The following is a 24095-nucleotide window of genomic DNA, read 5'->3' on the forward strand; positions in this document are numbered from 1 at the left end:
ATCCGTTAGGCACGAAAGCAGCGACTCGGGAGACGTGCCGTGAAACCCTTTGTGTTCAGCGCCGACAGCCACATTCTCGAACCTCCGTCGATCTTCCTCGACGGCCTGCCCGCAGCACTCAAGAAGCACGCGATTCACAGCCGCAAGGACGGTGACTTCCTGATCACGGGCACCGAGGAAAAGGTCATCTATCGCCTGCGCGTCGGCCAGCATCGCGAAAAGCAGCTCGGCGACAACGAACGTCGGGGCATCCGGGAAATCGCCGGCCGTCTCGTGGATATGGAGCTCGAGGGGATCGATGCCGAGATCTGCTTCCCCAGCCTTGGCCTTTGGCTCTACTGCCTTGACGACGCCGAAGCCGAGGCCGCCTCGGCCCGGCTGTACAACGACTGGAACGACAGCTTCCTCGGCAGCCATCCCAACCGCTTCGTGCGGTGCGGGATGCTGCCGGCGCTCGACTTTTCGAATACGCTTGCCGAGCTCGATTACCTGGCGGCCAAGGGCTTTACCGCCGCGATGCTGCCCGCCGTGACGCCGCCCGGTCTGGCCAAGTACAACGACGAGAAATGGGATCCTGTCTTCGCCAAGGCGGCGAACCTCGGGATCGTCTTCGTGATGCACACCGGCACGGGGCTTGAAACCGTGGTCCACGAGCGCGGCCCGGGGGCCGGGATCATCAACTACACCAAGCAGATGATGGATGCCCAGAACTCGGTGCAGTACCTCGTTGCCGGCGGGGTGCTGGACCGCAACCCCGGCGCCAAGGTCGCCTTCATCGAAAGCGGGGCGAGCTGGCTCGTGGCCCTTGCCGAGCGGATGGACGAGGTTGAGGAAGCGCATCACAACTTCGTCTTCCCCAAGCTGTCGCGGCGCTGCAGCCAGATCATCGACGATCAGGTCTGGGCCAGCTTCCAGCACGACCGCGCCTGCATCACCGCCGCCGCAGCCAAGTTGCCTGGCGCTCGGAACGTGATGTGGGGTTCGGATTATCCCCATGCGGAAGGGACCTTCCCGATCAGCCGCCGAATCGTCGACGACCTGTTCGAGGACCTTGCGGTCGACGAGCAGACCAGGCGCGACATCCTCGGCCTCAATGCCGCTCGGCTGTTCCGCATCGAACCGGTGATCCAGACCAGCGAAACACTGGCGGCCTGAACCAAGTCCCTTGAACATGGTGCAACTCGGTCTCTCAAGCGAGCAACAAGCCATGTTCGATACCGTCGACGGGGCGCTGGCCGTTCGCGGGCAGCGCTCCGTCGATGCTGTCCTTGACGAACTGGGCGTCGGAGCCCTGCTTAAGGAAGGCGGTTCTACGTTTGACGCGGCGCTCGTGGCTGAAGCCGCAGGGCGTCACGGGGTGGTGATCTGGCCCGACGAGCGGATCATGACGGTGGCGGCCTGCGTGGGCATGGCGACGCGCGCGCTCGAAGATGCATCGGCCTATGCCTGCGAGCGCGTGGTGTTCGGGCGCCGGATCGGCGAATATCAGGGCGTCGCTCATACCCTTGCCAACGCCATCACCGAAATCGAAGGTACGCGCCTGCTCGTATGGCGGGCCATCGCCGCCCGGGCCGAAGCCCTCGCCGAAGCGCCGCGGCTCGACGTGCAGGCGTTCTGGTGGGCGGCCAAGGCGGTCCTGCCGGCGATCAAGGCCGCGATGCGGACGTTCGGTGGCTATGGGGTATCGGACGATTCCCCGCTTCCCGCGCTCTATCTCGCGGCCCGTGCCGCGCTTTACGCGGGCGGCGACCCGGACCACATCCTGACCGCTCCGCTTCCCGTCCTCGCCCCGGCCGATCCGGTGTCGATCAGTTTTACCCCGGACGCCGAGGCTGCGGCTTGGCAGGCGCGGACCGAGATCTTCCTCGAGCAGTTCACGCCGGACGAGAAGGCCGCCTTCGCCGGTTCGTCCGACAACCACTTGCCCGAACTGCACCGCCGTCTTGCAGCGGCCGGGCTGCTGTTTCCCGACTGGCCTTTGGAATGGGGCGGATCGGGGGCGTCGGCCCTGGCGACATCGGCGGTGCATCGCACCCTGACGCACGCAGGCTGGCCGATTTCGGTGCTGGTGGTGTCCGATTCGATCGGCAAGCTGCTGATGATGTTCGGCACGGCCGAAGCCAAGGCCGAAGTCCTTCCGCGCCTGGCCCGGGGCGAGGCGATTGCCTGTCTCGGCCTGTCCGAACCGTCCGGCGGCTCCGACGTTTTCGGCGCGAGGACGCGCGCCGTGCACGATGGCGCGCGCTGGATCGCCAACGGCCAGAAGGTCTTCACGACCACCGCGCACCAGGCCGAATACGTCCTCCTCCTCGCGCGGAACGAAGACGGCCTTACGCTGTTCGTCGCCCCGCTGGGCCAGGGGTTCGACCTTGCCCCGGTGCAGACGTTCGCAGGCGAACGGACCAACATCACTTTCTATTCCGACTTCGCGATCGAGGACCGCTACCTGCTGGGCGAGGCCAGCAAGGGCGCCAAGGTGCTGGCCGCGACGATGACGCTCGAACACAACCAGGGCGACTATTACCTCGGCGCGCTCGACTTTGCCCGGGCGGAGTTGCTGGCAGGCTTGGACGACTTGCTGGAGCGGCCCGAAATCCGCGCCAACGAGCCGGCGATTCGCCATTCGCTGGCCCGGCTGGATGCCCATGTCGCGCTGCTCGAAAGCCTCAGCCTGCGCGCAATCTGGGCGGGCGATGCCGGCGAAGGACAACGCTGGTTCGGCCCGATGTGCAAGTTGTTCGGGACCGAAAGCTGGCACTCGTGCTGCGCAGAGCTGGTCGAACGCTTCGCGCCGTTGTCGCTCGACGGGACGATCCCTGCCTTGGCCGCGATAGAGAAGGAGGCCCGCTGCGGCATCCAGGCGACGATCTATGGCGGGGCCAACGAGATCCAGCGCTCCGTCATCGCCGAGACGCGCCTCAACCTCCCACGCAGCCGTTAAAGGTACCTATTTTGCGCGCTGAAGCGAAATTATTTACAAGAATTGACTCTGATCAAACAAAATCGATACCTCTTTTGTCATCCTCGCCTCGCGACAACGCGACTGGTTTGCCGCGCGCAGATTTGAAGCCGGCCAACGGCCAAACGCTTGGAGGAATGCCATGACAGACAAGATCAGACCCTTCGTTTTCAGCTGCGATGCCCATGTGGCCGAACCGCCCGACCTTTTCGTCAAGGCGATGCCCGACAGCCTCAAGCAGTTCGCGATCCATTCCGAAGCGGACGGCGACGTGCGCATCACCCGGATCGGCGACCAGGTGATCCTCAAGATCAACACCAACTTCCACGCCCACAAAACCGGCGAAGGGGACGCCGCTTTCAACGCCCAGGCTGGGGACCGGTCCTGCATCGATGCGAAGGACAATTTCGTCTCGGACTGCGCGGTCGACACGAAGCGGCGCGGCGCCCGCGACCTTGAATTGCGACTGGCCGACATGGATCGCGACGGGGTCGACGCCGAACTCGTCTTTCCCTCGCTCGGCCTGATGCTGCCGCGAATTGCCGATCGCGAGGGCCAGCGCGTTGCCTGCCGGATCTGGAACGACTGGGCGTGGGACTACACCGCCCCGGTACGCGACCGCCTGATCCCCGCAGCGATGATCCCTTGCATCGATTTCGAGGATGCCCTGGCCGAATGCCGGCGCACCGCTGACAAGGGCTTTGCCGCGTTCTGCCTGTGGGAAGGTCTCAACAACTACAACGATTCCCGCTGGGATCCGATCTTCGCCCTGGCGGCCGACCAGGGCATCCCGCTGGTTTTCCACACCGGCGTCGGAGACATCAACATCCGCGCGCTCAAAGGGCCGGGCGGCGCACTCTACAACTATACCCGCCAGATGAACGACGCGGTCGACGTTATCACCCAGCTCGTCGCAGGCGGCGTGCTCGACCGCAACCCCGGGGCGCACATCCTGTTTGCCGAGCACAGCGCCGGCTGGCTGTGGGGCCTCGCCGAGCGCATGGACGAGGTTTATAACGGGCACGCGCCGTCGATCAGCCCAAAGCTGTCGCGCCTGCCCAGCCAGATCGTGCGCGACCAGGTGCATCTGGCGCTGCAGAACGACGGCAATTCGTCGATGGCGATCCGCAGGGGCGTCGGGATCGAAGCCCTGCTGTTCGCCACCGACTATCCCCACGCCGAAGGCACGTTTCCGTTCTCGAAGCAGGTGATCGACAAGCTCTCGGCCGACAATCCCGACGTGACCTCCGACGAACTGGTGGCGGTGCTGGGCGGCAACGCCGCAAGGCTGTTCAGGCGCGCCAACCTTGGCGCCAAGGTCGAAGCGCGCAAGGCGGAGCTTGTGTCCGCAGCCTGACCACGATCCGCGACGATCTTCTCCACCCTGCGCCCCGCCGGCTCACTCCCCGGCGGGGCACTTTTTTCAGGCAGGTTCGATCCGCGCGGTTCGCGCCGCCATGATCGCGGCCACGGCGCCCGCCAGCATCGGGAAGGCCATGGTGACGTAAGCGTAACGCAGCGACATGTCGCCGTATTCGGCCTTGAAATAGGTGCTGACCGCGCCGAGCAGGAACGTGCCGATGCCGATCCCGCACAAGGTGATCACCGTGTTCAGCACCGCGCCCAGAACGGCGCGCGAACTGGCCGAAATCTGCGCAAAGCACAGCGATTGCAGCGGCCCAAGGTGAAGGGTGATGAAGACGTGGAAGACGAAGAAGCAGGCCAGCGAGGCCAGCGCCGTCGGGGCCAGGGCGACGCCAAGCCCGAAGGGAAAGGCGATCGCCACCCCGATCGCGGCGACCCGGCCGTAGAACCTCGGGTTTGTCGCCCCGACCCGGTCGGCAAGCCAGCCTGCCACCAGGTTGCCGAGGACGAGCCCGCCGGTCACGGGTATGAACAGCGCGAGGCCGCTTTCGCTGGGCTTCATGCCGTGGATCGTCTGGTAGAAATCGTGGCTCCAGATAAGGAAGGGAAAGCCGGTCGATGATATGCAGATGATCGCCAGGATCGACCACCGCAGCGAGGCCATCGCGGCGAACGCGCGCAACTGTCCGGCAAGGGGTGCCTGAACCTCGGCTTGCCCGCCGACCCCTCGATCCGGCCCCCGGCGCGGCTCGTGGACGAACAGCCACACCGCCGCGGCGACCAGCAGGCCGGGCAAGCCGACGATCACGAAGACGGTGCGCCATTCGAAGAGCCGGGACAGCTGCCCCGCGATCACTCCGCCAAGACCCAGGCCCAGCGCGCTTGCGGCAAGAAGCGATGACAGGACGATAGTGCGCCGGTGGGGCGGAAAAAGCGACAAGAGGAGCGATTGCGCGGCGGGACCGGCACCGCCCTCACCCGCCGCCAGGCCGATGCGGACCAGCGCCATTTGCAGGCCGCTTGTCGCCAGGCTGCATGCCGCCGTTGCCAGGCTCCAGACCGAAACGCAAAGCGCAATCACCAGTGGCCGGTCGCCGCGATCGGCATAGCGCGCGATGGGAAACGCGGCGAGGATGTAGAAGATCGCGAAGGTCGTGCCCGATATCCAGCCGAGTTCGAGATCGGTGAGCGCCAGATCTTCCCCGATCTGCTTCTGGAACACCGAGAAGACCAGGCGGTCGACATAGCTCAGCACGCAGACGACAACGATCAGTGCAAGGGCGACCAGCCGTCGCGTTTCGCCGGACTTCGGCGTTGCGGTATCCCTAATGACCATTCTCCCAAATCAAGAAGGGGAGGACTGCTGCCCTCCCCTTCCTTTGCTTGTCGTCCGAAATGGCGGCGGCGATCAGAAGTTGACCGTGGCGGTCACCCCGTAGGTTGCCGGCTCCATGCGGGAACTCTGGACGTAACCCACCGGCGCCACCAGCAGCGGGTTGTAATAGGCCCGGTTGTTGGTGATGTTGCGCCCGAACACGGCGATTTCGAACATGTCGTCGTTGAAGCTGAGCGCGGCGCGGGCGCCCAGGATACCCATCGCCGGTCGGGTGGTGGTCGCGATGACCTGGTCGTTCTGGGTGTTCACCGCGCCGGGTACCGTCCCGCTCGCCGCGTTCTGCACCCAGTTGTAGCTCGACATCGCCGTCTTGCCCGTCCAGGCGTAGTCGGCGTGCAGCTTCAACTTCACCCCGCCGAACTCGCGGGTGTAGTCGCCCGCGACGCCGAACTGCTGTTCGGCCACGCTGTCGAACGGCTCGAACGAACGGTCGCCGGTAAGGTCGGCATAGCTGATGTACTTCGGATCGGTCAGCGCGCCGTTCAGGCTGAGCACGAACCCTTCGAACAACTGGGCCTGAAGTTCGGCCTCGATGCCGCGGAAGCGCGCCTTGCCGGCGTTGCCCAGCACGGTCGCTGAAGCGCCAGCGCCGCTCGGGTTCGAAATCAGGGTCGAACGCTGGATGTTGCTGATATCGGTCTGATAGGCCGCAAGATTGAGGCGTGCGCGGCGGTCGAAGAACTCACCCTTGAAACCGACTTCGTAGGAATAGGCGATCTCGGGCTTGAACGGCACCAGGAACACCGCGGTCGGCGCGCGCAGGTTCTGCCCGCCCGAACGGAAGCCCTTCGCGGTCTTGGCGTAGAGCAGGATGTCATCGTTCGGCTTGTATTCGACACCGGCGGTGTAGGAGACGCCCGAGAAGCTGTTGCGCGCCCTGACGGCGCAGGCGGGCACTCCGACCAGTTCGGGCCCGACGATGGCCGGCGCCGTGAACAGCGAGCAGGTCGTCGTGCTGGTTATCGTGTTGTAATTGTTGTTGCGGCTTTCCAGCCCCTTGTCGTCGATCGAGTAGCGCAGGCCGCCCGTGAACGAAAGCTGGTCGGTCAGGTGGAACGTGCCCTGACCGTATACGCCGATGCTGTCGTTGTCGATCAGGCCGTAGAAGTGCGACGTCACCGGGTTGAGCAGCGGCGCCACGATCGAGACCGACTGGTCGAAACCCGATTCATGGAAGGCGAACATGCCCACCGCAAAATCAAGCTTGTTGTCGAAGCCCTTGCCGGTGATCTGCAGTTCGCCCGAATACTGCTTCACCGACTGCTGCCCTTCGGTGAAGTGGATCGCATAGCGCGAACCGTCGAGATCGAGACCGGCATGGCTGTCGATCTTGCGATAGCCGGTGATCAGCTGGACCTGGCCGAACGAGGTATCGAGAATGCCGGTGAAGCCGTAGGTCTGGGTCTTGGCGAAGGCATAGGGCACCTCGTTGATCGAGGTGATGTCCGGATCCGCTGCCAGAGCGTCGATATTGTTCTTGATCGAACTGATGCCCAGCAGGATGTTCGCGAACTGCGCGGCAGGCGTCGTCGGCGACGGACCGCCGTTGAGCAGGCCGACGTAGAGCGCGGCCGTGGCGCCCAGGCTATAGGTCGTATTGGTGGCCGTGAACGGGCTCGTCAGCATGCGCACTTCGCGTGCCGGCGAGGCTTCGTCCATTTCGAAATATTCGCCCGAGAAGCGCAGTGTCAGGTTGTCCGTCGGCTTGACGTCCAGCTTGCCGCGGAAGTTCCAGCGGTCGCGATTGTCGAACTTGAGGCCGTTGAGCGATCCCGTCGGCGGAAGTTGCGCGACCGCAGTGTTGGTCCGCGAAACCGCCGATGCGGTCCCTGCCGGAACGACGTTCGTGGTGTAGCCGTCGCGGGTCAGGCGCGACCCTGCGAGGCGCAGGCCGACCTTGCCGGGAACGATCGGCAGGTTGACGATGCCAGTCGCCTGGAATTCGTTGAAACGCCCGTAGGTCACCGAAGCCTTGCCGCTGAAATCGTCGAGGTCCGGGTTGTTCGACGTGATCAGAAGCGCGCCGCCTGTGGTGTTGCGGCCGAACAGGGTGCCCTGCGGCCCCTTGAGGACCTGCACCGACTGCGCATCGAGGAAATCGCCGTTGAGGCCATAGGCCCGCGCCCAGTAGACCCCGTCGACATAGGTGCCGACCGACGGGTCGAGGGTGATGAGGATGTCGCTCTGGACCTGGCCGCGCAACGTGATGGTCAGCGCGCTGGGGGTCGACGATCCGGGGCGCATCGACATGCCGGGGGTGAAGCGGGCGATGTCCTGAAGACGCTGGACGTTGCGCACTTCAAGGTCATTGCCGGTGAGGACCGTCACCGCAACCGGGACGTCCTGGAGATTTTCCGAGACCTTGCGCGCGGTCACGACGATTTCGCCGAGGCCCTGGTCCGAAGCGGAGCTCTGCGTGTCCGGAGCATCCTGGGCCAGTGCCGGCGCTGCCGCAAAGGCCATCGCGGAAACGGCGGTGCTCAGGAACAGACGCGTCAAATTGCCAGAAGTCTTGCAGTTCATCGTCAGGCTCTCCTCCCGTGGAACATCTCTGCGGCCCCACTTGCCACTTATATAACTAGGTCGACCAAGATAGACAAGAGACAATTAGTTGACGGTACGGCAACGTCGTCAGGCGAGCGAGCGGGCAAGACGTGGCACGTCGGCAAGCGCCCGCAAGACGTCGTTGAGGTGCGTACAGCCCAGCGTCGAGGGCAGGACTTCGACAACCGAATCGCGGAAGGTCGTCACGTCCTGGCCGATCATCCGGGTCGCCTTGACCGACGCACCCGGGCACTCGCGAAAGGGCAGGATCATCGGCAGCACCTGCAGCGCGATGAGGCGGCTGGTCGCCGCATCGATCTCCGCGAAGACCCGGTATTCGTGAATCGCCGTCCGCGATCCCTCGGGGTTGGAGCCGCTGTCCTGAAACGCCGCGTCGACCATGATTGTCGCGCCGTCGCGCCACAGGTCGATCCGTCGCGCCCGGCGCTTCTGCGGGCCTTCCTGGAACGGCATGGTATGCCAGCCGATCGGATCGTCGGGGTGTTCGAGCGGCCCCACCTCGGCGAACGATTGGCTGGCATGGTTCGTGCTGCCATCCGCGTTGAGCGATGAGCCGCCTTCGGCAAAGCCGGTGCAGATGTTCAGCATCTTGCCCGCCCTGCCTGCGTTCGAACGCATGGGCGCGCTGCGCATGTTTTCGGGCCAGTCGTTCATCCATCGCGACCAGATCCATCCGGCGACGAGACTTGCGCCGGCAAAGTCGTCGAGCACCTGGTAGAGCGGCGTTCCGCGCAGATCGCCCAGGGTGCCGGTCAGCGCCAGCCGGCTGTCGCGCCCGGCGCGAACCCCGACCAGTTCCTGTAGCCGCGGCTGGTCGGGAGTCGCCTCGATCGACAGGATTTCGCGCAGCGGCGACGCCTTGATCCGGTATTGCGCCGCGGCAAGGACCTGCGGCGCCGAGCCATCGGCCGGGGTCAGCAGGTCGCGCGCGCGGCCGACCATGTCCCACGGCTGGCCGTAGCCATCGGGCCAGTCGCTGTCGATCGAGGTGGTGCGCCGGACGGAGCCGGGACGCCGCAGCGGCGCGTGGCCGGCGCTCTGCCTGGCAAACGGAAACTGCTGCGGCACGGTCATCGCTTAAGGTTCCTTACTTCGGTGGCATCCGGATTGCGCCGTCAAGGCGGAGGCACTGGCCGTTGAAGTAGCCGTTGCGCGCCAGTTCGAGGACGAGGCTACCGAACTCGGGCGGATTGCCGAGCCGCTTGGGGAACGGAACCGACGCTTCCAGCCCTTCAAAGATGGCCGGCGCCTTGTCCTTGACGCCGAGCATTGGCGGGGTGGCGAAGATTCCCGGGAGGATCGCGTTGACGCGGATCCCGACGTCCATCAGATCGCGCGCCATCGGCAGGACCATCGAATTGACCGCGCCCTTCCCGCCACCATAGGCCACCTGCCCGATCTGGCCGTCCTGCGATGCAGCGGACGAGGTGAAGACTATGCAGCCGCGTTCGCCGTCATCGTTGAGCGGTTCGGAATTGGCCATGCCGACCGCACCGTGCGAGGCGATCCGGTAGCTGGCGGTGAAGATCCCTTCGGCAGACCGTGCGATCATTTCGGTGGGATTGCGCTTGTAGCGACCGGTTTCCTTGTCGAAGGACACGGTCTTGCCGCCGCCCGTCACGACCGCGCAATGGACCAGGATGCGTTCCTGGCCGTGCGCCGCGCGGGCCTTTTCGAACCCCGCCACCACGCTGTCCTCGGACGTGATGTCGACCTTGCAGAAGATCCCGCCGATCGCCTTGGCGACTTCCTCGCCGCCGGCCTCGTTGACGTCGAAAATGGCGACCCTGGCCCCGGCGGCGGCCAGCGCTTCGGCGCTGGCCCGGCCAAGGCCGGAGGCGCCGCCCGTCACCACGGCGGCGATGGAATTGTCGATCTTCATGATGCGCTCCTGTCTGAAATCATTGCAGCGTCTCGAGGTTGCCCCCGTCGATGACGAGAACCTGCCCGGTGATGTATCCAGCAAGGTCCGAACAGAGGAAGGCGGCCGCACTGGCCATGTCTTCTGGCGTGCCCATGCGCCGCACCGGCCATTCGGCGACGCGTTCGGCCACGTGCTCGTCATAGGTCTGGCCGTTGGCTTCGGCGATGCGGGTGAATACGTCCTTGAACTGCGGCGTCGCGATCGCACCGGTGCCCAGCGTATTGACGGTTATGCCGAAGGGGCCAAGCTCTGCCGACAGCGTCTTTGACAAGGCAAGCGCGCCCACCCGGTAGGTGTTCTGCGCCGCCCGCGGCAGCTTGCGGTGCGGCTGCTTCACCGAATTTGTGCCGATCGTCAGGATCCGTCCCCAGCCGCTGTCCTTCATGTGGGGAAAGACGGCCTGGACCAGCCAGCGGAAGGCCATCACGTTGTTGTTGTTGGCCGCCGCGAAGGTCTCGTCATCGACCTCGAGGAACGCGCCCTTGGGACCCGAATCGACATTGAACACGGCAATGTCCGGCGCCGAACCGAACGCGTCGCGGCAGGCCTTGACCGCGCATGCAATGCCTGCCCTGGTGGTGCAGTCGGCCGAAACCCCCTTCGCGCCATGGCCGATTTGCGCGGTGGCCGCGTCGATCCGCGACTGGGTTCTTGCGGCGATGACGACCTTGCACCCTTCCCCGGCAAAGCGGTGCGCGCAGCCGAGCCCGATCCCCTGCGATCCGCCGGTGACCAGCGCCACCTTGCCGGCAATGCCAAGGTCCATCAGCGCTTCTCCGCCTGGGCCTTGAGCCGCGCCTGCAGGACCTCGTCCCCGCCCTCGCCCTTGGCCGCGACGCTCGCCCCGCCGTCCAGCTTGAGGCTGCTCCCTGTGCAGTAACCCGCCTTTTCGGACGCGAAATACAGGCAGGCGTGGGCGATGTCTTCTGGCGTTCCCGCGCGGCCCACCGGGATGGTCGCGCCATAGGCGGCAAGCCCGTCCTCGCCCAGTACGCGCAGCGCGTTGTCGCTGGCCACCAGGCCAGGGTTGATCGCGTTCACCGTGATGTTCTCGCGCACGACATCTCCGGCCGCGCCGCGCACGAAAGCGTCGAGCGCGGCCTTGGCCATGCCATAGGCAGTCATGTTGGGAACGGTTACGAACGTTCCGTTGACCGATCCAATGGCGATGAACCGTCCGCCCGCAGGCGCTGCCGACAAGTCCGACCGTGCGGCATCAAGCAGCCACCATGCCGCCTTGGCGATCGAGGCGATTCCTGCTTCCAGCGCCTCGTCACCGACCATGCCAAGCCCGCCGTGCGGTATTTCGGCAGCGCAATGGATAATCACGTCGATCCGCCCGAAAGCAGCCCTGGTCGCCGCGACGAGATCGCGGCACGACGCGTGGCTCTTGGCATCGAAGGCGGCGAGATCGGCCGTCCCGCCAGCCGCACGGATCGCATCGCGCGCCGCCGCGCCGTATTCCGGCGTTCGCGCGCCGATCATGACGCGTGCGCCTGCTCGGGCAAAGGCTTCGGCAATGCCCCGGCCGATGCCGCGGCCCGCGCCGGTCACGATCACGCTGCGTCCGGCAAACTCGCTCATCTGGCTTGCTCCTCGAACAGGGCCTTCAGCCCCGGCGCCGAAGGCTTCATCGAAGGCGTCCGCGGGAGATCCGCAACGAAGCGGAAATGAACCGGAACCTGGTACGCGATCAGCCTGTCCTTGAGAAACGCCTTCAGCTCGTCGGGTTCGGGCTTTCGGGCCCCGTCCTTTAGGATCACCGCCGCTGCAGGCACCTCTCCGAGGCGGGCATCCGCCACGCCGATGACGGCGGCCTCGCGTATGGCCGGGTGCTGGTGCAGCGCCTGGACCACGTCGTCGGGATGGACCTTGAAGCCGCCACGGATGATCGCGTTGTCGGCCCGGCCCTTGACGAACAGGAAACCGGCCTCGTCCAGCACGACGCGGTCGGTGGTGCGCAGCCAGGCATCGCCGTCGAGGCGATAGGCCTGGCCGAGTTGGTCGCCCTTGATCTCCAGCAGGCCTTCCTGGCCGGGGGCAACGACGGCGCCGCTTTCGGGGTCGATAACCCGCGCCGCGACGTTGCCGTGGACGCGCCCTGCCGCGCCGCGCTTGTCCTGCCAATGGGCGCGGAAATCGTCGAGGCTCCAGCCGGCGACGGCGCCGGCAAACTCGGTCGCACCATAGTTCGACAGAACCGGGATGCCGTACTTGGCCAGAACCGCATCGACGAGATCGGGAGAGAGCGGCGCGGTTCCGCTGATCAATGCCGACAGGCTGGACAGCGCTTCGCGATCGACGTCGGCCTCGACCAGCATGCGCAGCGCCGAGGGCACCGCACCCGCGACCTTGGGCCGGTTGCGCCGGATGGCCGCTACCCAGTCCTCGACCGTGAACTTTTCCAGCAAGGCAATCTTGCGCCCCGACAGCAGGGCCCCGATCAGCCCGTAGATGCCGCCGATGTGGGTCAGCGGGTTGTTGACCACGGTCACGCCCGAACGCAGCTGCGGCTTGTCCGCAAACTCGCGGCCGCGCTCGTACTTTGTAAAGCCGGCAAAACTCGCCTCGAAGGCAGCGCGGGTCAGGGGCACGCGCTTGGGCGTGCCGGTGGTGCCGCTGGTCAGCATCTCGATCGCGACCCCGGGCGATGTCTCGATCGCGCCGGCCGGCCGTTCGCGCCCATCCAGCAGCCTGACCCCTTCAAGGCGCGGCCCGATCACGATGACCGCGGTTCCGGCATCGGCCAGCGCCTGGTCGATCCCGGGGCGCATGATATCGCCTTCGTCAAGGACGATCGCGGGCAATCCAAGCCCGCCGATATCGGCGAAAAGCTTGTCGTCAGGCAGCGCCGGGTTGAGCGAGACCAGGCAACGGTCGGTCGACAGCAAGGCCAGGATCGCAGCGATATGGCCTGGACGGTTGCGCAGCATCACGCCGACCCTGGCATCGCCCGGAAGCCCCATCGCATCAAGCGACCGTTCGATCGCCGCCACGGCCTGTGCCAGCTGACCCCAGGTGTAGTCGCGGCCTTCGAAGTCGACCTCGGCGCGCTCGGGATCGATCGCCATGATCGCGCGCAGCTTTTCGGTGATCAGCGCCATCAGAGTGCCACGCCCCCGGACGCTTCGATGATATTGCCGGTGACCCAGCGCGCCTCCTCGCGGCACAGCATCAGCACCGCCCCGGCGATATCGTCCGGCTGGCCCATCCGCCCCATTGGCGTCGCCCGCGCGGTGCCTTCGTCGAACCCCGGCCGCGCGCGCACGGCGGCGATGAAATCGGTCGCCACGGCGCCGGGCGCGATCAAATTGCAGGTGATGCCGCGCCGCCCCGCTTCGGTCGCGGTCGAGAAGGTCAGGCTTTGCAAGGCGCGCTTGGACATCGCATAGCCGGCGGCAAAAGGCTGCGAGACCTTGCCCGATATCGATCCGATGTTGACCACCCGGCCACCGTCACGCAGGCGCGGCAAGGCGGCCTGGGTAACCAGGTAGGGACCCTTGGCGTTGACCGCCATCATCCGTTCGAACAGTTCTTCCGAACCGCTCCTCAAGCTCGCGTCCTGACCGTCGCTGCCGATTCCTGCGTTATTGACCAAGATGTCGAGATTGGGCGCTGGACCGAAAGCGGCGTCGCAGGCTGCGAACAGCGAAGCTATCGCCGCGCTGTCCGAAACGTCGGCCCGGACCGCGACTGCCGACACGCCGGCGACAGCGATTTCGGCAACGAGCGCGTCCGCCGCGTCCTGCGCGCCGCGGAACGAAAAGACGACGCGCGCGCCCTGCGCGGCGAGCGTTCGCACGACAGCGGCACCGATTCCCCGTGACCCGCCGGTTACGAGCGCGGTTTTTCCTTCAAGACATCCCATGCCCTGATTGTGCAGACATATCTTACCTAGTGCAATAACTCTTTACGCGCAGCGACCGTTCAGTCGACGAGCGATTGAAACGCGGCGACCAGCCAGCGTCGGGTTTCCTCCGACAAGCCGGCGTTCAGCGCGTCGAGCGGGTAAAGTTCGCGGTAGAGGGTCAGGCCCGAGGCCAGCAGCGTGAAGCAGGCCGCCTTCTCGGCGCCGCGGTCCGGACCGTACCACCTTGTCATCGGCTCGAGGAATATGCCCTTGAGCAGACGATCGGTGATCGCCCGGGCCGTCGAATCGGCCCCTGCCAGCATCATCATCGGCAGCGGATTGCGCTGGCCGCGCTGGGTGGCGGTGAGGATCGCCACGACGTCTTCGCCGAATGTCTCGCGTGGCAGGTTCGTGATCAACGCCGCGTCCAGCAAGGCTGACAGCGCGGCTTCGAAAAGCTTCTCCTTGGATCCGAAATAGCGGCTGACCAGCGCCGGATTGACCCCGGCGGCAGCGGTAATGTCGCGCACGCCGGTATCGCTATAGCCGCGCACCGAAAAGGCGTCCTGTGCGGCGGCGAGGATCGCGGCACGGGTGCGCGCGGCGTCGCGCTGGGGGCGCAGGATCGCTTCAGCCATATTGACAGTCCATGTAAACCATCGTTTACTTACTCGCAAGAACACAGTGGGAAGAGGATCCCGATTCGATGGCGATAGACGCGTCAGCGCCGGTGCGCGAACCGGTTCACGAATTCGATTACGTGCGCGAGCCCGCTCTCGCCAGGGATCTCCACGGCACTTACTGGAAGCTCAAGGAAGAAGCCCCGGCGGTGTTCTGGACCCACGCCAACGGCGGGCACTGGGTGGTCAACTGCGCGGATGCCGCGATCGAGGTGCTGCGCCACCCCGATCGCTTCTCGAGCAAGTTCCTGTCGATTCCGCCCAACCCGGCCCAGCCAAAGATGATCCCCGAATCGCTCGATCCGCCGGAACACCGCCCCTACCGCCAGCTGCTCCGCCCGTTCTTCGAGAGCAAGGCGATAGAACCGCTCGAGCCGCGCATCCGCGACTGGGCCGAGCGCCTGGTCGACGCCGTCATCGACAAGGGCGAGTGCGAGTTCGTCGATGCGCTCGGGTCGCGCTTCCCGGTGTCGGTGTTCATGGAAATGTTCGGGTTCCCGCTCGACCAGTTCGATTTTTTCCGGGCGACCGTGGTCGAATACTTCGACGCCCAGGTGGACGAGCAGCGCCGCCTGGAACTTACCATGCAGATCCTCGGCACGCTCACCCAGCTTATCGAAGCGCGCCGGGCCGAACCCCGGGACGATCTCGTCTCCACCCTGGTCCACATCGACTTCGAAGGGCGCAAGTTGCAGCAGGACGAGCTGATCTCGATCGGCTTCCTGATGTTCCTTGCCGGCCTCGACACGGTGGTCAACGCGCTGACCTTCGGCATGCGCCATCTTGCCGGCGACGAGGCCTTGCGCACCCGAATGATCGAGGACCGATCCGCGATCCCGGCGATCGTCGAGGAGCTGATGCGGCGCTACACCTTCGTGTCGACGCCCCGTTACATCACCCAGGACACCGAGATCGCCGGGACAAAGGTCTACGCCGGAGATTCGGTGCTGGTCCCGCTGCATGTCGTCGGCTGGGACGAAAAGCTGACGAGCTGCCCCGCCGAAGTCCGGCTCGACCGTCCGCACTGCCGCCACGCCGGGTTCGGTTCGGGCATCCACACCTGCCTCGGCATCCACCTTGCCCGGCTGGAAATGACGGTGTTCTATGAAACCTGGGCGAGGAAGATCGGCCATTTCCGCATGACCGATGGCCAGGATCTGCGCTTTCGCGGAGGATCGGTCCAGGCCCTCGAAGCCCTCCACCTCGAATGGGATCCGAGCCGATGAATCAGGCCCTGCACATGCACATGGTGCCGGCCTCGGACGTCGCAGCACTTCGCAGATTCTATGTGGGCAGGCTTGGCTGGTCGACATGGGGACCGGAAATGCCCGGCAGCCTGATGGTACGCGCCGGAACCGCCGTTATCGTATTCCTGAACCGCGATTATCTTGCAGCCGAGAGCGGGATCGACCTGTCCGCGACGCCTCGCGCCATCAATGCCATCTTCGTCGAGGAAAAGGCCGATGTGGATGCGCAGATCGCGGGCGCACTTTCCGCCGGCGCAACCCTGACCAGTCCGATCCGCGACCGCGATGGCGGCCTCTATTCCGGCTATTTTGCCGACCCCGAAGGCAACGGCTGGGAAATCGTCTGGAGCCCGGTGATGAGGCCTGGCGCTGACGGCGGACTCGACCTGAAGTTGCCCTGACCCCCCGTTTTGCAGGAGCCCACAATGACTGTCCCTATCATTCACCTTCATCTCGGCCACGAGACCCGAACCACCGGTTCAGGCGGCAGCCGCACGCACATCCACCCGGTCAGCGGCGAGGCCCTGGCGGAAGTGCCGCTGGCGGGACCGGCCGAGGTCGAGGCCGCCGTCGACCGCGCCGAGGGAGCCCGCGACGGCTGGCGACGGACTTCGCCCGAGGCGCGCGGGGCCATGCTCTACAAACTGGCCGACCTGCTGATGGAAAAGCAGCAGGAGTTTGCCGAGATGGCCGCGCTCGACGGCGGCACGCCACTGATGCAGGGCGCGCGCGGGGTGGAAACCGCGGCAAGCTGGATGCGGTACTACGCCGGCTGGTGCGACAAGCTGACCGGCGAGCTGATGAGCACCTTCGACACCCGGGGCGAGTTTTCCTATTCGGTGCCCGAACCGATCGGGATCGTCGGCATCATCAACACCTGGAACGGCCCGCTGATCGGCATGGGCATGAAGGTCTCCCCGGCGCTTGCAGCCGGCAACTGCGTCATCCTCAAGCCTGCCGAGATCACGCCCTTCGCGCCCGAACTCTTTGCCCGGTGCTGCAAGGAGGCGGGCATCCCCGACGGGGTCATCTCCATCCTTCCCGGGACGGGCGAGGCGGGCGACGCGATCGTGCGCCATCCCAAGGTGCGCAAGATCAGCTTCACGGGCGGGCCGATCACCGCGCGCAAGATCCTGACCGCCGCAGCCGAGCAGATCAAGCCGAGCGTGATGGAACTGGGCGGCAAGTCGGCCAGCCTGGTCTTCCCGGACTGCGATCTCGAGGCCGCCGCCGAACGCGCGGTGTTCTGGACAATCGGCTGCCTCGCGGGCCAGGGCTGCGCCCTCCCCACCCGCCAGCTGGTCCATGCCGACGTCTATGACGAGTTCGTCGACCTGATGGTCAGGATCGCCGGGCAGTTCAAGGTGGGCGATCCGATGGAGCCGGGGGTGATGGTCGGACCGGTGATCAGTGCGGCCGCCGTCGAACGCATCACGGGCATGTTCGACCGGGCAACCGCCGACAAGGCCTGCCGCTTCCTGATGGGCGGCAAGCGCGCGGGTGGGGACCTGGCCAAGGGCAATTTCATCGAGCCGACGATCATGGTCGACGTCAATCCCGACCACGAGATCGCGCAGGTCGAGATCTTCGGGCCGGCCGTCGCGATCCTCAGGTTCCACACCGAAGAAGAAGCGATCGCGATCGCCAACAACAGCGAGTACGGGCTCGCCGCCTATATCCAGTCGAACGACATCCAGCGCGTCCACCGCGTCGCGGAACGGCTCAACGCCGGCGGGGTCTATGTGAACGGCGGCTTCCAGATCAATTCGCACACCCCCTTCGGCGGCGTCGGCATTTCCGGCTTCGGCAAGGAAGGCGGCAAGGCCGGGATCGAGGAGTTCCTCCACTACAAGACCGTGACGATCGGGGTCGGTGCGCCGATCTTTCCCAAGGCGGGCTGAACGATGAGCGATTTCACCAACGACAGCTTCCGGCTCGACGGCAAGGTGGCGATCGTCACCGGCGCAGGCGGGCGGGGCAATTCGATCGGGCGCGCCTATGCGATCGCCCTGGCCAATGCCGGCGCCAGCGTGGTCGTCGCCGACCTCAATGGCGAAGGCGCGCAGACGGTGGCGGACGAGATTGCCGGCCTGGGCGGAAAGGTCGCGGCCGTGCAGGTAGACATCACCGATACCGCATCGGTCGAGGCGATGGCGGCCGCTGCCAAGGCGGCCTTCGGCGGGATCGACATCCTGGTCAACAACGCCGCGCTGATGGTCGAGATCGTCGACAAGCCGCTGATGCAGACCGATCGCGCCCGTTTCGACAAGGGCATGGCGGTGAATGTCTGGGGTGCGATCAACTGCGCGCAGGTCGTCGCCCCCTATCTTGCCGAGCGCGGCGGCGGTTCCATCGTCAACCAGGTTTCGGCGGGGGCCTATCCGGCGCAGTCCTATTACGGTGTGACCAAGATCGCGCTGCACGGCGCGACGACCACGCTAGCGACCGAACTTGGCAAGCAGGGCATCCGCGTCAACGCAATCGGCCCGGGCATGACCAAGACCGACGCGGGGCTCGCCCTGACGCCCGAGGACAGCCCGCTGGTCCAGGCCATTTCCGCGCGCGCCCCGATCCACCTTCGCGACACGCCGGACGCGCTGTGCGGTGCGCTGCTGCTGCTGGTCAGCGACGCGGGTCGCTGGATGACCGGCCAGGTGCTGAACGTCGATGGTGGCTGGGTGATGCGCGGGTAGCCAGCTACCGAACTAGCAACGAAAAGGCCGCCCGGCATGGCGCCAGGCGGCCTCTCTCGTATGCACCGCGCCGGTCAGTCGCCCTCGTCGAGCGCGAAGTCGGCCTTGCTTGCGGCGCATTCGGGGCAGACCCAAACGTCGGGAACGTCTTCCCCCGGGGAGCGCCGCTGATCGGCAGTATCTAGCGCAGCTGCGACGAGCAGAAGCAGCGGCGCGGAAGATCGGTCGGCGGAAGTCCGGCTATGCCCTGCGCGAGAAGCCGCCAGCGAGTTCGGGCCTGGCTCTGCTGTGGTATCGAACTCCGCATCAGCTCCGCTTCCGGATCCCGGTTTTATATCCTAAGCGGACCCTGACCTGTATAACCAGGTAAACCTTGATTTGCGTCAAATGCGCCACAGAATAATTGATGATTTGTCAATTTCAGATTGTCGGAGTTGCCGGACGGCGCTACTCTGCGAGCGACAAGAACGGTTCATGGGAGAGTACGATGAGCGAGGACATCCTCGGGTATCGCGGCAAGCGCGTGGTCGTGATGGGCTGCTTTTCCGGCACCGGCGAGGCTTGTGCCCGCCAGCTCGTTGCACTGGGCGCAGAAGTGCATGGCGCCGATATCCGCCCTTCCCCCGTCGCCGGGTTGGCTTCGTTCAACTCAGTCGATCTCAAGGACCCCGCATCGATCGCGGCCGGCATTGCCGCCATCGGGGGCGAGATCGACGGCCTGTTCAACATTTCCGGCCTGCCCCAGACCTTTCCGGGCGAAGACGTCGTCACCGTGAACTTCCTTGGCATTCGCCAGTGGACCGACGGCTGGCTGCCGCGGATGCGCCGGGGCGGCGCGATCGTCACCGTGTCGTCGCTGGGCGGGATGAACTATCTCGCCCGCCAGCCGCTGCTGGCCGAATTCCTGGGCAACGCGGACATCGCGGCAGGGCGGGCATGGTACCTGGCCAATGCCGAGCGGGCAGGCGATCCCTATACCCTGTCGAAGGAGGCGGTGAACACCTGGACCCAGAAGTCCGCGCCCGGCCTGATGGAACGCGACATCCGCATCAACTGCACGATGCCCAGCCCCATCGACACGCCCATGCTGAACGATTTCCGCAAGGTGGCGGGCGACGCGGTGCTCAGCGCCTTTGCCCGGGCCAAGGGCCGCTTTTCCTCGCCCGAAGAGCAGGCGCTGCCCCTGATTCTCCTCAACAGCGATGCCGCCAGCTTCATTTCGGGCGTGTGCCTGGCTGTCGATGCGGGCCTGTCCGGCGGTCTCGCCACCGGCGTGCTCAACCTTCAGGAGATGATTGCCGAGGCCATGGCCAAGGCCTGAGCTGTCAGCGCGCGCCAAGCATCGCCGCGACGGTGTGGGCCGCTGCCTGCTTCAGCGGTCCGTACCCCAGGCCCTCGCCTTCCTCCGTGATCGGGCCGATCGCGGCGAGGCGCTCGAGCATCATCAGCAGCGTTCCCGCGCAGGCCCGCGGCGACAGGGCAGCGGGAAGACGGCCCGCGTCCTGGGCCCGCCGGGCGGTCGCGGCCAGCGCCGCGACCATCGGGCCCGCCGCCTTCATCCGCGCCTCGTAAAAGCGGTTGTCGCCCTCTTCGGCGGCCAGGTTGCGAACGCGGAAGATCGTGCGGTTGCGGTTCCACAGCTTGGTATAGGCCTCGACGAATTGCGCCGCGGCGGCGGTTCCATCGCCGGCCAGCCAATCGCGGCTGACCAGATCTTCCAGTTCGGGGCTGGTCTGCGAGGCCGTCTCGAGAGCGGCCAGCACCACTTCGGGCACGCCGCGAAAATAGACGTAAAAAGTCGCCGGCGAGGTTTTTGCCGCGCGCGCCACGTCGACCACCGACACGTCGCGCAGTCCCCGGCTCTCCAGCAGTTCGACCGTCGCGTCGATCAGGGCCTGGCGGGTCCGCTCGCCCTTCGACCCGATCTTCTGACCGTGATGGTTGTAGGCCTGCTCGCACCCCTTGGAGCGTTCGGCTTGCGCGATCCTGTTGCCGGCATTCATGCCCGCCTCCATCGACGATTGCTTGCATAAGTGCAAGAAACTGACATATCGTCAACTGTGCACGGCAACAAGCCGGCAACAAGCGATTGAGAGGCTGGCGGAATGGGAGAATTGGCGGGCAAGGTCGCGGTGGTCAGCGGCGCTTCAAAGGGGATGGGTCGCCATTTCGTTGCCGCCCTGATCGGGGCCGGAATGAAGGTGGCGGCGCTTGCCCGGCCCTCGCCGCAACTCGATTCGCTGGAGGGGGAGCATGGAGATCGGGTCCTCGCCATCGGCTGCGATGTTGCATCGCCCGATGCGGTCAACGCCGCGATCGCCAACGCAGCCGACCATTTCGGCCGGATCGACGTCCTCGTGAACAACGCGGCGGTATTCCACCCCTTCGCCTTCGCAGACGGTTCGGACGAGATCATCCGCCAACATGTCGAGATCAACCTGCTCGGCGTTTCCTGGCTGATCCGCGCCGCGATCCCGCATCTCAAGGCGACCCAGGGCCAGATCGTCAGCATTTCGAGCGAGAGCGTCAACCTGCCTTTCCCGATGCTCGCCCTCTACGCGGCGACGAAGGCGGCGGTGGAAACCCTGTCGGCCGGGCTGCGCGACGAACTGCGCAGCGACGCAATCCGCGTCACGGTGTTGCGTTCGGGCTCGGTATCGGGCGGATCGGGCGGTGACGGCTGGTCGGATGCGACCAGACAGGCCTTCTTTGCCAAGATCGTCGAAACCGGCCACGCCGCGATGTCCGGTTCGCCTGCCACGCCGCAATCGATGGCGAAGGCACTGATCGCCACCCTCGAACTGCCGCGCGACATCAGCGTCGACCTGATCGAAGTGCGCGCCGCCCAGGAAGGAATGCCGGAAGGAGCCCGAGCGACTGCCGGATCCGCAGCGTGAACCAGCCGCAGCGGATGCCCTGGGCGCTGCTCGTCGCCCTGTGGGTCGCCGAAATGACCAGCAGCTTCGAAAGCGCGATGATTCTGGCCGCGCTCAGGGCGCTGGTGGTGGAGTTCGGCGATGCCGCTGCTGGCGGCTGGCTGGTGACCGCTTTCATGATCGTCGGAGCGGCTGCCTCGGCGCTGGTCGGTCGGCTGGGCGATCTCTACGGGCGTCAGCAGGTGCTCCTGATCGTTCTCGCGCTGGGCGCGGCCGGATCGCTGCTCAGTGCCGCAAGTTCGCGCTACGAGATGGTGCTCGCCGGGCGCATCCTCCAGGGGGCTACGACCACGATCCTGCCGCTGTGCATCGGGCTGCTGCGCGAACACCTGCCGGCGCCGCGGGTCCCCGCCGCGATCGGCCTGATGATGAGTGGCGCCTCGGTTGGCACCGCTGCCGGCCTCGTGCTTGGCGGGGTCATCGTCGATCACGCCAGCTGGCACGGCATCTTCTTCGCCAGCGCGGCCTTCTGTCTTGCCTCGCTGGCCCTTGTCCGGGGCTTTGTCCCGGCCTCTTCGCGGATCGCCATGACGACCTCGGTCGACTGGATTTCGGGCATCCTTTTCGCACCCGGCGTCACTCTGGTGCTACTCTACCTCACCGGCGGGAAGGCATGGGGCTGGAGCGATCCCGCCGCTCTCGCGCTTCTGGTCGGCGGCGCAGTGCTCTGCACGCTATGGTGGCGCAATGCGCTCGCCAGCACCAACCCGTTGATCGACGTCCGATCGCTGGGCAGCAGGCCCATTGCCGTTGTCTGCGCCGCAAGCGCGCTGGTGGCCTTGGGAACGCTCCAGATTACGGTCTTCTTCTCGCTTCTGTTGCAGGCGCCGCTCTGGACCGGGCTGGGTCTCGGCCTGTCGGCGACGGCGGCGGGGCTGGTCAAGCTGCCTTCGAACATAACGTCGATCCTGGCGGGACCGTTCAGTGGCTGGCTGACGGGCCGAGGTGGCGGGCGGATCGCCATGGTGACCGGCGGGCTCGTGACCACGCTCGGCTGGATACTTGTCCTGTTCGACACCAGCAGCGTTGGTGTGATCGTCGCCGAGCTGATCGTGATCTCGTTCGGCACGACGATGCTGTTCGCGGTTGCCCCCACGATCATTGCCGCCGAGGCCCCGCTCGAGCGGACCAGCGAAGTGACCGGAATGCTCGGCGTGGTGCGCGCGCTGTTCATGGGGATCGGGGCTCAGCTCGTCACCACGGTGCTGGCGCTCGACAGCGTGACCCGCGGCACCGAGCGCTACCCTTCGCCTGATGCCTATGGCTGGGCGGTGAGTACGATCATCGCGCTGACGACGGCGGCAACCCTGGTGGCGCTGGCGCTTCCGACGCGAACGGTTACTTCCACGCCCTGAGGGCGTGCAGCATCCGCTGGAAGTGCCTGGAGTTCCAGACGTCCTGGTCCTCGCCCCAGCCGATCTTGCCGTCGAAATCCCAACGCAGCAGCTGGTTGGTGCCATAGCCGTGCTCGCTCATCCGGCTGACCGCCATGCCTTCGCTCGTCATCGTCCGGCCAAGGTCGTCGGCCAGTTCGACTTGCATATGACTGCACCACCCGGTCTCTGGATCGCGCAGCGCGCGCATCCGCGACCGGCTTGCATCGAGGTTGCCATAGACCCCGTCGCGCAGCAGGTAGCCGCCATTCATCGGGCTGAAGCCATCGGCCGTGCCATCCTGCGGGCGCACGAAGCCGAGAAAGCCGCTTCCCCCGTCGGCGTGGCCGAAAATGTACTGGATCCGGCCGCGCCCTCGTTCGCGCTCTATCTCGCGCCAGCGCGCCCCGCCCGGATCGCGCACCCGGTCAAGATCGGTGGCGTAGGTCTGCTTGCGGCTCTGCGCATAGGGCCCGCCGCGTGGCCCCCAGGTGCGGTCGCGCACCGACCAGCAATCGAGCCGGATGTCCTCGCCGTCCAGCCGCATCGTCCCTTCGACATGGCCCAGCTGGTCATAGTGCGGAGTATTGATGAAGGGCGGTTCGCCCGGCTCGAAGCGCCGGGGCGGATGGGCGCCGGTAAAGACGAAGTCGAGCGCGAAGTCGCGATCCTTGTCTTCGTACTTGAGCTGGTACTTCATCCCCGGCTCGAGCATCTTCAGGCTGTAGCCGCCGCCCGGAAAGGTGATGTCGCGCAGGTCCGGATCGTCCGGCATCGGCGCGTCCTCGACCTTCTTGTAATAGGCCATCCGCACCGAATCGTAGCCCCGCCCGTCCCAGACGAAGATGCGCCAGGTCACCGCCTTGCGATTGGGATGATAGGGCGTGTGGATCCATCCGCCGATCTTGCGTTCCGGCACATTCCACGACCACCAGTTGGTCTCCGTTTCATATGGATCGCCCGAAAGCTGGTGGTAACAATCATCCTCGGGCCGGAAAGCGTGGGGATCGGCGGTCGACATTCGGAAGCTCCTCTCGCCATGATGTTATACCAGGTTAGATAGGTTGCAAGGGCAAAGCGCTTGCGCGGCAGCTTCATAATTGACAT

22 protein-coding genes are annotated in these 24095 nt (G+C 65.8%); 10 read left to right on the forward strand and 12 right to left on the reverse strand.

Annotated elements, in window-relative coordinates; all coding sequences use genetic code 11:
• Positions 1-39 precede the first annotated feature (39 nt).
• The 3 genes from B0I00_RS09560 to B0I00_RS09570 all read left to right on the forward strand — a co-directional run bounded on the left by B0I00_RS09560 (position 40) and on the right by B0I00_RS09570 (position 4316).
• Entirely contained in the window at positions 40-1155 is a 1116-nt protein-coding gene (locus B0I00_RS09560; RefSeq protein WP_100867195.1) for an amidohydrolase family protein, read from the forward strand.
• Between the two features lie 52 nt (positions 1156-1207).
• Entirely contained in the window at positions 1208-2941 is a 1734-nt protein-coding gene (locus tag B0I00_RS09565; RefSeq protein ID WP_198519199.1) for an acyl-CoA dehydrogenase, read from the forward strand.
• Between the two features lie 160 nt (positions 2942-3101).
• On the forward strand, positions 3102-4316 hold the full coding sequence (locus B0I00_RS09570; protein WP_100867197.1) for an amidohydrolase family protein: 1215 nt from the start codon (positions 3102-3104) through the stop codon (positions 4314-4316).
• Positions 4317-4382: 66 nt separating this feature from the next.
• Here B0I00_RS09570 and B0I00_RS09575 read toward each other — a convergent pair whose 3' ends face one another.
• From B0I00_RS09575 to B0I00_RS09615, 9 genes are all read right to left on the reverse strand, one after another.
• A complete protein-coding gene (locus tag B0I00_RS09575) occupies positions 4383-5660 on the reverse strand; it encodes an MFS transporter (protein WP_100867198.1) in 1278 nt (425 codons plus the stop codon).
• Between the two features lie 72 nt (positions 5661-5732).
• A complete protein-coding gene (locus B0I00_RS09580; RefSeq protein WP_100867199.1) occupies positions 5733-8243 on the reverse strand; it encodes a TonB-dependent receptor in 2511 nt (836 codons plus the stop codon).
• 108 nt (positions 8244-8351) lie between these two features.
• Positions 8352-9359, reverse strand: a complete 1008-nt coding sequence (locus B0I00_RS09585) for a DUF2889 domain-containing protein (RefSeq protein ID WP_100867200.1) — start codon at positions 9357-9359, stop codon at positions 8352-8354.
• 13 nt (positions 9360-9372) lie between these two features.
• Positions 9373-10167, reverse strand: coding sequence for an SDR family NAD(P)-dependent oxidoreductase (locus B0I00_RS09590; protein WP_100867201.1), 795 nt, complete (start codon positions 10165-10167; stop codon positions 9373-9375).
• A gap of 19 nt (positions 10168-10186) precedes the next feature.
• Positions 10187-10975: an SDR family oxidoreductase gene (locus B0I00_RS09595; protein WP_100867202.1), complete on the reverse strand. Its 789-nt coding sequence runs from the start codon at positions 10973-10975 to the stop codon at positions 10187-10189.
• Positions 10975-11793, reverse strand: coding sequence for an SDR family NAD(P)-dependent oxidoreductase (locus tag B0I00_RS09600; RefSeq protein WP_100867203.1), 819 nt, complete (start codon positions 11791-11793; stop codon positions 10975-10977). Before B0I00_RS09600 ends, B0I00_RS09595 begins: the two co-directional genes overlap by 1 nt.
• Positions 11790-13313 carry a class I adenylate-forming enzyme family protein gene (locus tag B0I00_RS09605; RefSeq protein WP_100867204.1) on the reverse strand — a complete coding sequence of 508 codons (1524 nt, stop codon included), beginning with the start codon at positions 13311-13313 and terminating at the stop codon, positions 11790-11792. Before B0I00_RS09605 ends, B0I00_RS09600 begins: the two co-directional genes overlap by 4 nt.
• On the reverse strand, positions 13313-14077 hold the full coding sequence (locus B0I00_RS09610) for an SDR family NAD(P)-dependent oxidoreductase (protein WP_100867205.1): 765 nt from the start codon (positions 14075-14077) through the stop codon (positions 13313-13315). Before B0I00_RS09610 ends, B0I00_RS09605 begins: the two co-directional genes overlap by 1 nt.
• 59 nt (positions 14078-14136) lie before the next feature.
• Positions 14137-14697, reverse strand: coding sequence for a TetR/AcrR family transcriptional regulator (locus B0I00_RS09615; protein ID WP_100867206.1), 561 nt, complete (start codon positions 14695-14697; stop codon positions 14137-14139).
• 68 nt (positions 14698-14765) lie between these two features.
• Here B0I00_RS09615 and B0I00_RS09620 point away from each other — a divergent pair, with 68 nt between their 5' ends.
• The 4 genes from B0I00_RS09620 to B0I00_RS09635 are packed head-to-tail and all read left to right on the forward strand — an operon-like array spanning position 14766 to position 18679.
• Complete coding sequence (locus tag B0I00_RS09620; RefSeq protein WP_100867207.1) at positions 14766-15965, forward strand: cytochrome P450; 1200 nt, start codon at positions 14766-14768, stop codon at positions 15963-15965.
• On the forward strand, positions 15962-16387 hold the full coding sequence (locus tag B0I00_RS09625) for a VOC family protein (protein WP_157812523.1): 426 nt from the start codon (positions 15962-15964) through the stop codon (positions 16385-16387). The genes B0I00_RS09620 and B0I00_RS09625 overlap by 4 nt, the downstream gene beginning before the upstream one ends.
• A 24-nt stretch (positions 16388-16411) precedes the next feature.
• Positions 16412-17887 (forward strand): aldehyde dehydrogenase family protein, encoded by a 1476-nt coding sequence (locus tag B0I00_RS09630; protein WP_100867209.1) that lies wholly within the window; start codon positions 16412-16414, stop codon positions 17885-17887.
• A 3-nt stretch (positions 17888-17890) separates the two neighbouring features.
• Complete coding sequence (locus tag B0I00_RS09635) at positions 17891-18679, forward strand: SDR family oxidoreductase (protein WP_100867210.1); 789 nt, start codon at positions 17891-17893, stop codon at positions 18677-18679.
• A gap of 74 nt (positions 18680-18753) precedes the next feature.
• On the opposite strand, the gene B0I00_RS17400 is transcribed toward B0I00_RS09635, so the two are convergent.
• Positions 18754-19014 (reverse strand): rubredoxin, encoded by a 261-nt coding sequence (locus B0I00_RS17400; RefSeq protein WP_198519233.1) that lies wholly within the window; start codon positions 19012-19014, stop codon positions 18754-18756.
• A gap of 152 nt (positions 19015-19166) precedes the next feature.
• On the opposite strand from B0I00_RS17400, the gene B0I00_RS09645 reads away from it, so the two are divergent.
• Positions 19167-20000: a coniferyl-alcohol dehydrogenase gene (locus tag B0I00_RS09645; protein ID WP_100867211.1), complete on the forward strand. Its 834-nt coding sequence runs from the start codon at positions 19167-19169 to the stop codon at positions 19998-20000.
• A gap of 4 nt (positions 20001-20004) precedes the next feature.
• On the opposite strand, the gene B0I00_RS09650 is transcribed toward B0I00_RS09645, so the two are convergent.
• Positions 20005-20682 (reverse strand): TetR family transcriptional regulator, encoded by a 678-nt coding sequence (locus tag B0I00_RS09650; RefSeq protein ID WP_198519200.1) that lies wholly within the window; start codon positions 20680-20682, stop codon positions 20005-20007.
• Between the two features lie 102 nt (positions 20683-20784).
• On the opposite strand from B0I00_RS09650, the gene B0I00_RS09655 reads away from it, so the two are divergent.
• Together B0I00_RS09655 and B0I00_RS09660 are read left to right on the forward strand one after the other, a co-directional pair.
• Complete coding sequence (locus B0I00_RS09655) at positions 20785-21576, forward strand: SDR family oxidoreductase (RefSeq protein WP_100867213.1); 792 nt, start codon at positions 20785-20787, stop codon at positions 21574-21576.
• Positions 21573-22970, forward strand: a complete 1398-nt coding sequence (locus tag B0I00_RS09660) for an MFS transporter (protein ID WP_100867214.1) — start codon at positions 21573-21575, stop codon at positions 22968-22970. Before B0I00_RS09655 ends, B0I00_RS09660 begins: the two co-directional genes overlap by 4 nt.
• On the opposite strand, the gene B0I00_RS09665 is transcribed toward B0I00_RS09660, so the two are convergent.
• Positions 22954-24009 (reverse strand): DUF7065 domain-containing protein, encoded by a 1056-nt coding sequence (locus B0I00_RS09665; RefSeq protein ID WP_100867215.1) that lies wholly within the window; start codon positions 24007-24009, stop codon positions 22954-22956. The genes B0I00_RS09660 and B0I00_RS09665 overlap by 17 nt on opposite strands.
• Positions 24010-24095 lie beyond the last annotated feature (86 nt).

The organism is Novosphingobium kunmingense (genome assembly GCF_002813245.1).
Lineage (GTDB): Bacteria > Pseudomonadota > Alphaproteobacteria > Sphingomonadales > Sphingomonadaceae > Novosphingobium > Novosphingobium kunmingense.

Bases quoted from the DNA above. Each gene is read 5' to 3' on its own strand.
- B0I00_RS09635 (WP_100867210.1), top strand. From the start codon at position 17,891: ATGAGCGATTTCACCAACGACAGCTTCCGGCTCGACGGCAAGGTGGCG.
- B0I00_RS09630 (WP_100867209.1), top strand. From the start codon at position 16,412: ATGACTGTCCCTATCATTCACCTTCATCTCGGCCACGAGACCCGAACC.
- B0I00_RS09570 (WP_100867197.1), top strand. From the start codon at position 3,102: ATGACAGACAAGATCAGACCCTTCGTTTTCAGCTGCGATGCCCATGTG.
- B0I00_RS09645 (WP_100867211.1), top strand. From the start codon at position 19,167: ATGAGCGAGGACATCCTCGGGTATCGCGGCAAGCGCGTGGTCGTGATG.
- B0I00_RS09585 (WP_100867200.1), bottom strand. From the start codon at position 9,359: ATGACCGTGCCGCAGCAGTTTCCGTTTGCCAGGCAGAGCGCCGGCCAC.
- B0I00_RS09575 (WP_100867198.1), bottom strand. From the start codon at position 5,660: ATGGTCATTAGGGATACCGCAACGCCGAAGTCCGGCGAAACGCGACGG.
- B0I00_RS09620 (WP_100867207.1), top strand. From the start codon at position 14,766: ATGGCGATAGACGCGTCAGCGCCGGTGCGCGAACCGGTTCACGAATTC.
- B0I00_RS09625 (WP_157812523.1), top strand. From the start codon at position 15,962: ATGAATCAGGCCCTGCACATGCACATGGTGCCGGCCTCGGACGTCGCA.
- B0I00_RS09595 (WP_100867202.1), bottom strand. From the start codon at position 10,975: ATGGACCTTGGCATTGCCGGCAAGGTGGCGCTGGTCACCGGCGGATCG.
- B0I00_RS09655 (WP_100867213.1), top strand. From the start codon at position 20,785: ATGGGAGAATTGGCGGGCAAGGTCGCGGTGGTCAGCGGCGCTTCAAAG.
- B0I00_RS09605 (WP_100867204.1), bottom strand. From the start codon at position 13,313: ATGGCGCTGATCACCGAAAAGCTGCGCGCGATCATGGCGATCGATCCC.
- B0I00_RS09580 (WP_100867199.1), bottom strand. From the start codon at position 8,243: ATGAACTGCAAGACTTCTGGCAATTTGACGCGTCTGTTCCTGAGCACC.
- B0I00_RS09600 (WP_100867203.1), bottom strand. From the start codon at position 11,793: ATGAGCGAGTTTGCCGGACGCAGCGTGATCGTGACCGGCGCGGGCCGC.
- B0I00_RS09610 (WP_100867205.1), bottom strand. From the start codon at position 14,077: ATGGGATGTCTTGAAGGAAAAACCGCGCTCGTAACCGGCGGGTCACGG.
- B0I00_RS09650 (WP_198519200.1), bottom strand. From the start codon at position 20,682: ATGAATGCCGGCAACAGGATCGCGCAAGCCGAACGCTCCAAGGGGTGC.
- B0I00_RS09565 (WP_198519199.1), top strand. From the start codon at position 1,208: ATGTTCGATACCGTCGACGGGGCGCTGGCCGTTCGCGGGCAGCGCTCC.
- B0I00_RS09615 (WP_100867206.1), bottom strand. From the start codon at position 14,697: ATGGCTGAAGCGATCCTGCGCCCCCAGCGCGACGCCGCGCGCACCCGT.
- B0I00_RS09665 (WP_100867215.1), bottom strand. From the start codon at position 24,009: ATGTCGACCGCCGATCCCCACGCTTTCCGGCCCGAGGATGATTGTTAC.
- B0I00_RS09590 (WP_100867201.1), bottom strand. From the start codon at position 10,167: ATGAAGATCGACAATTCCATCGCCGCCGTGGTGACGGGCGGCGCCTCC.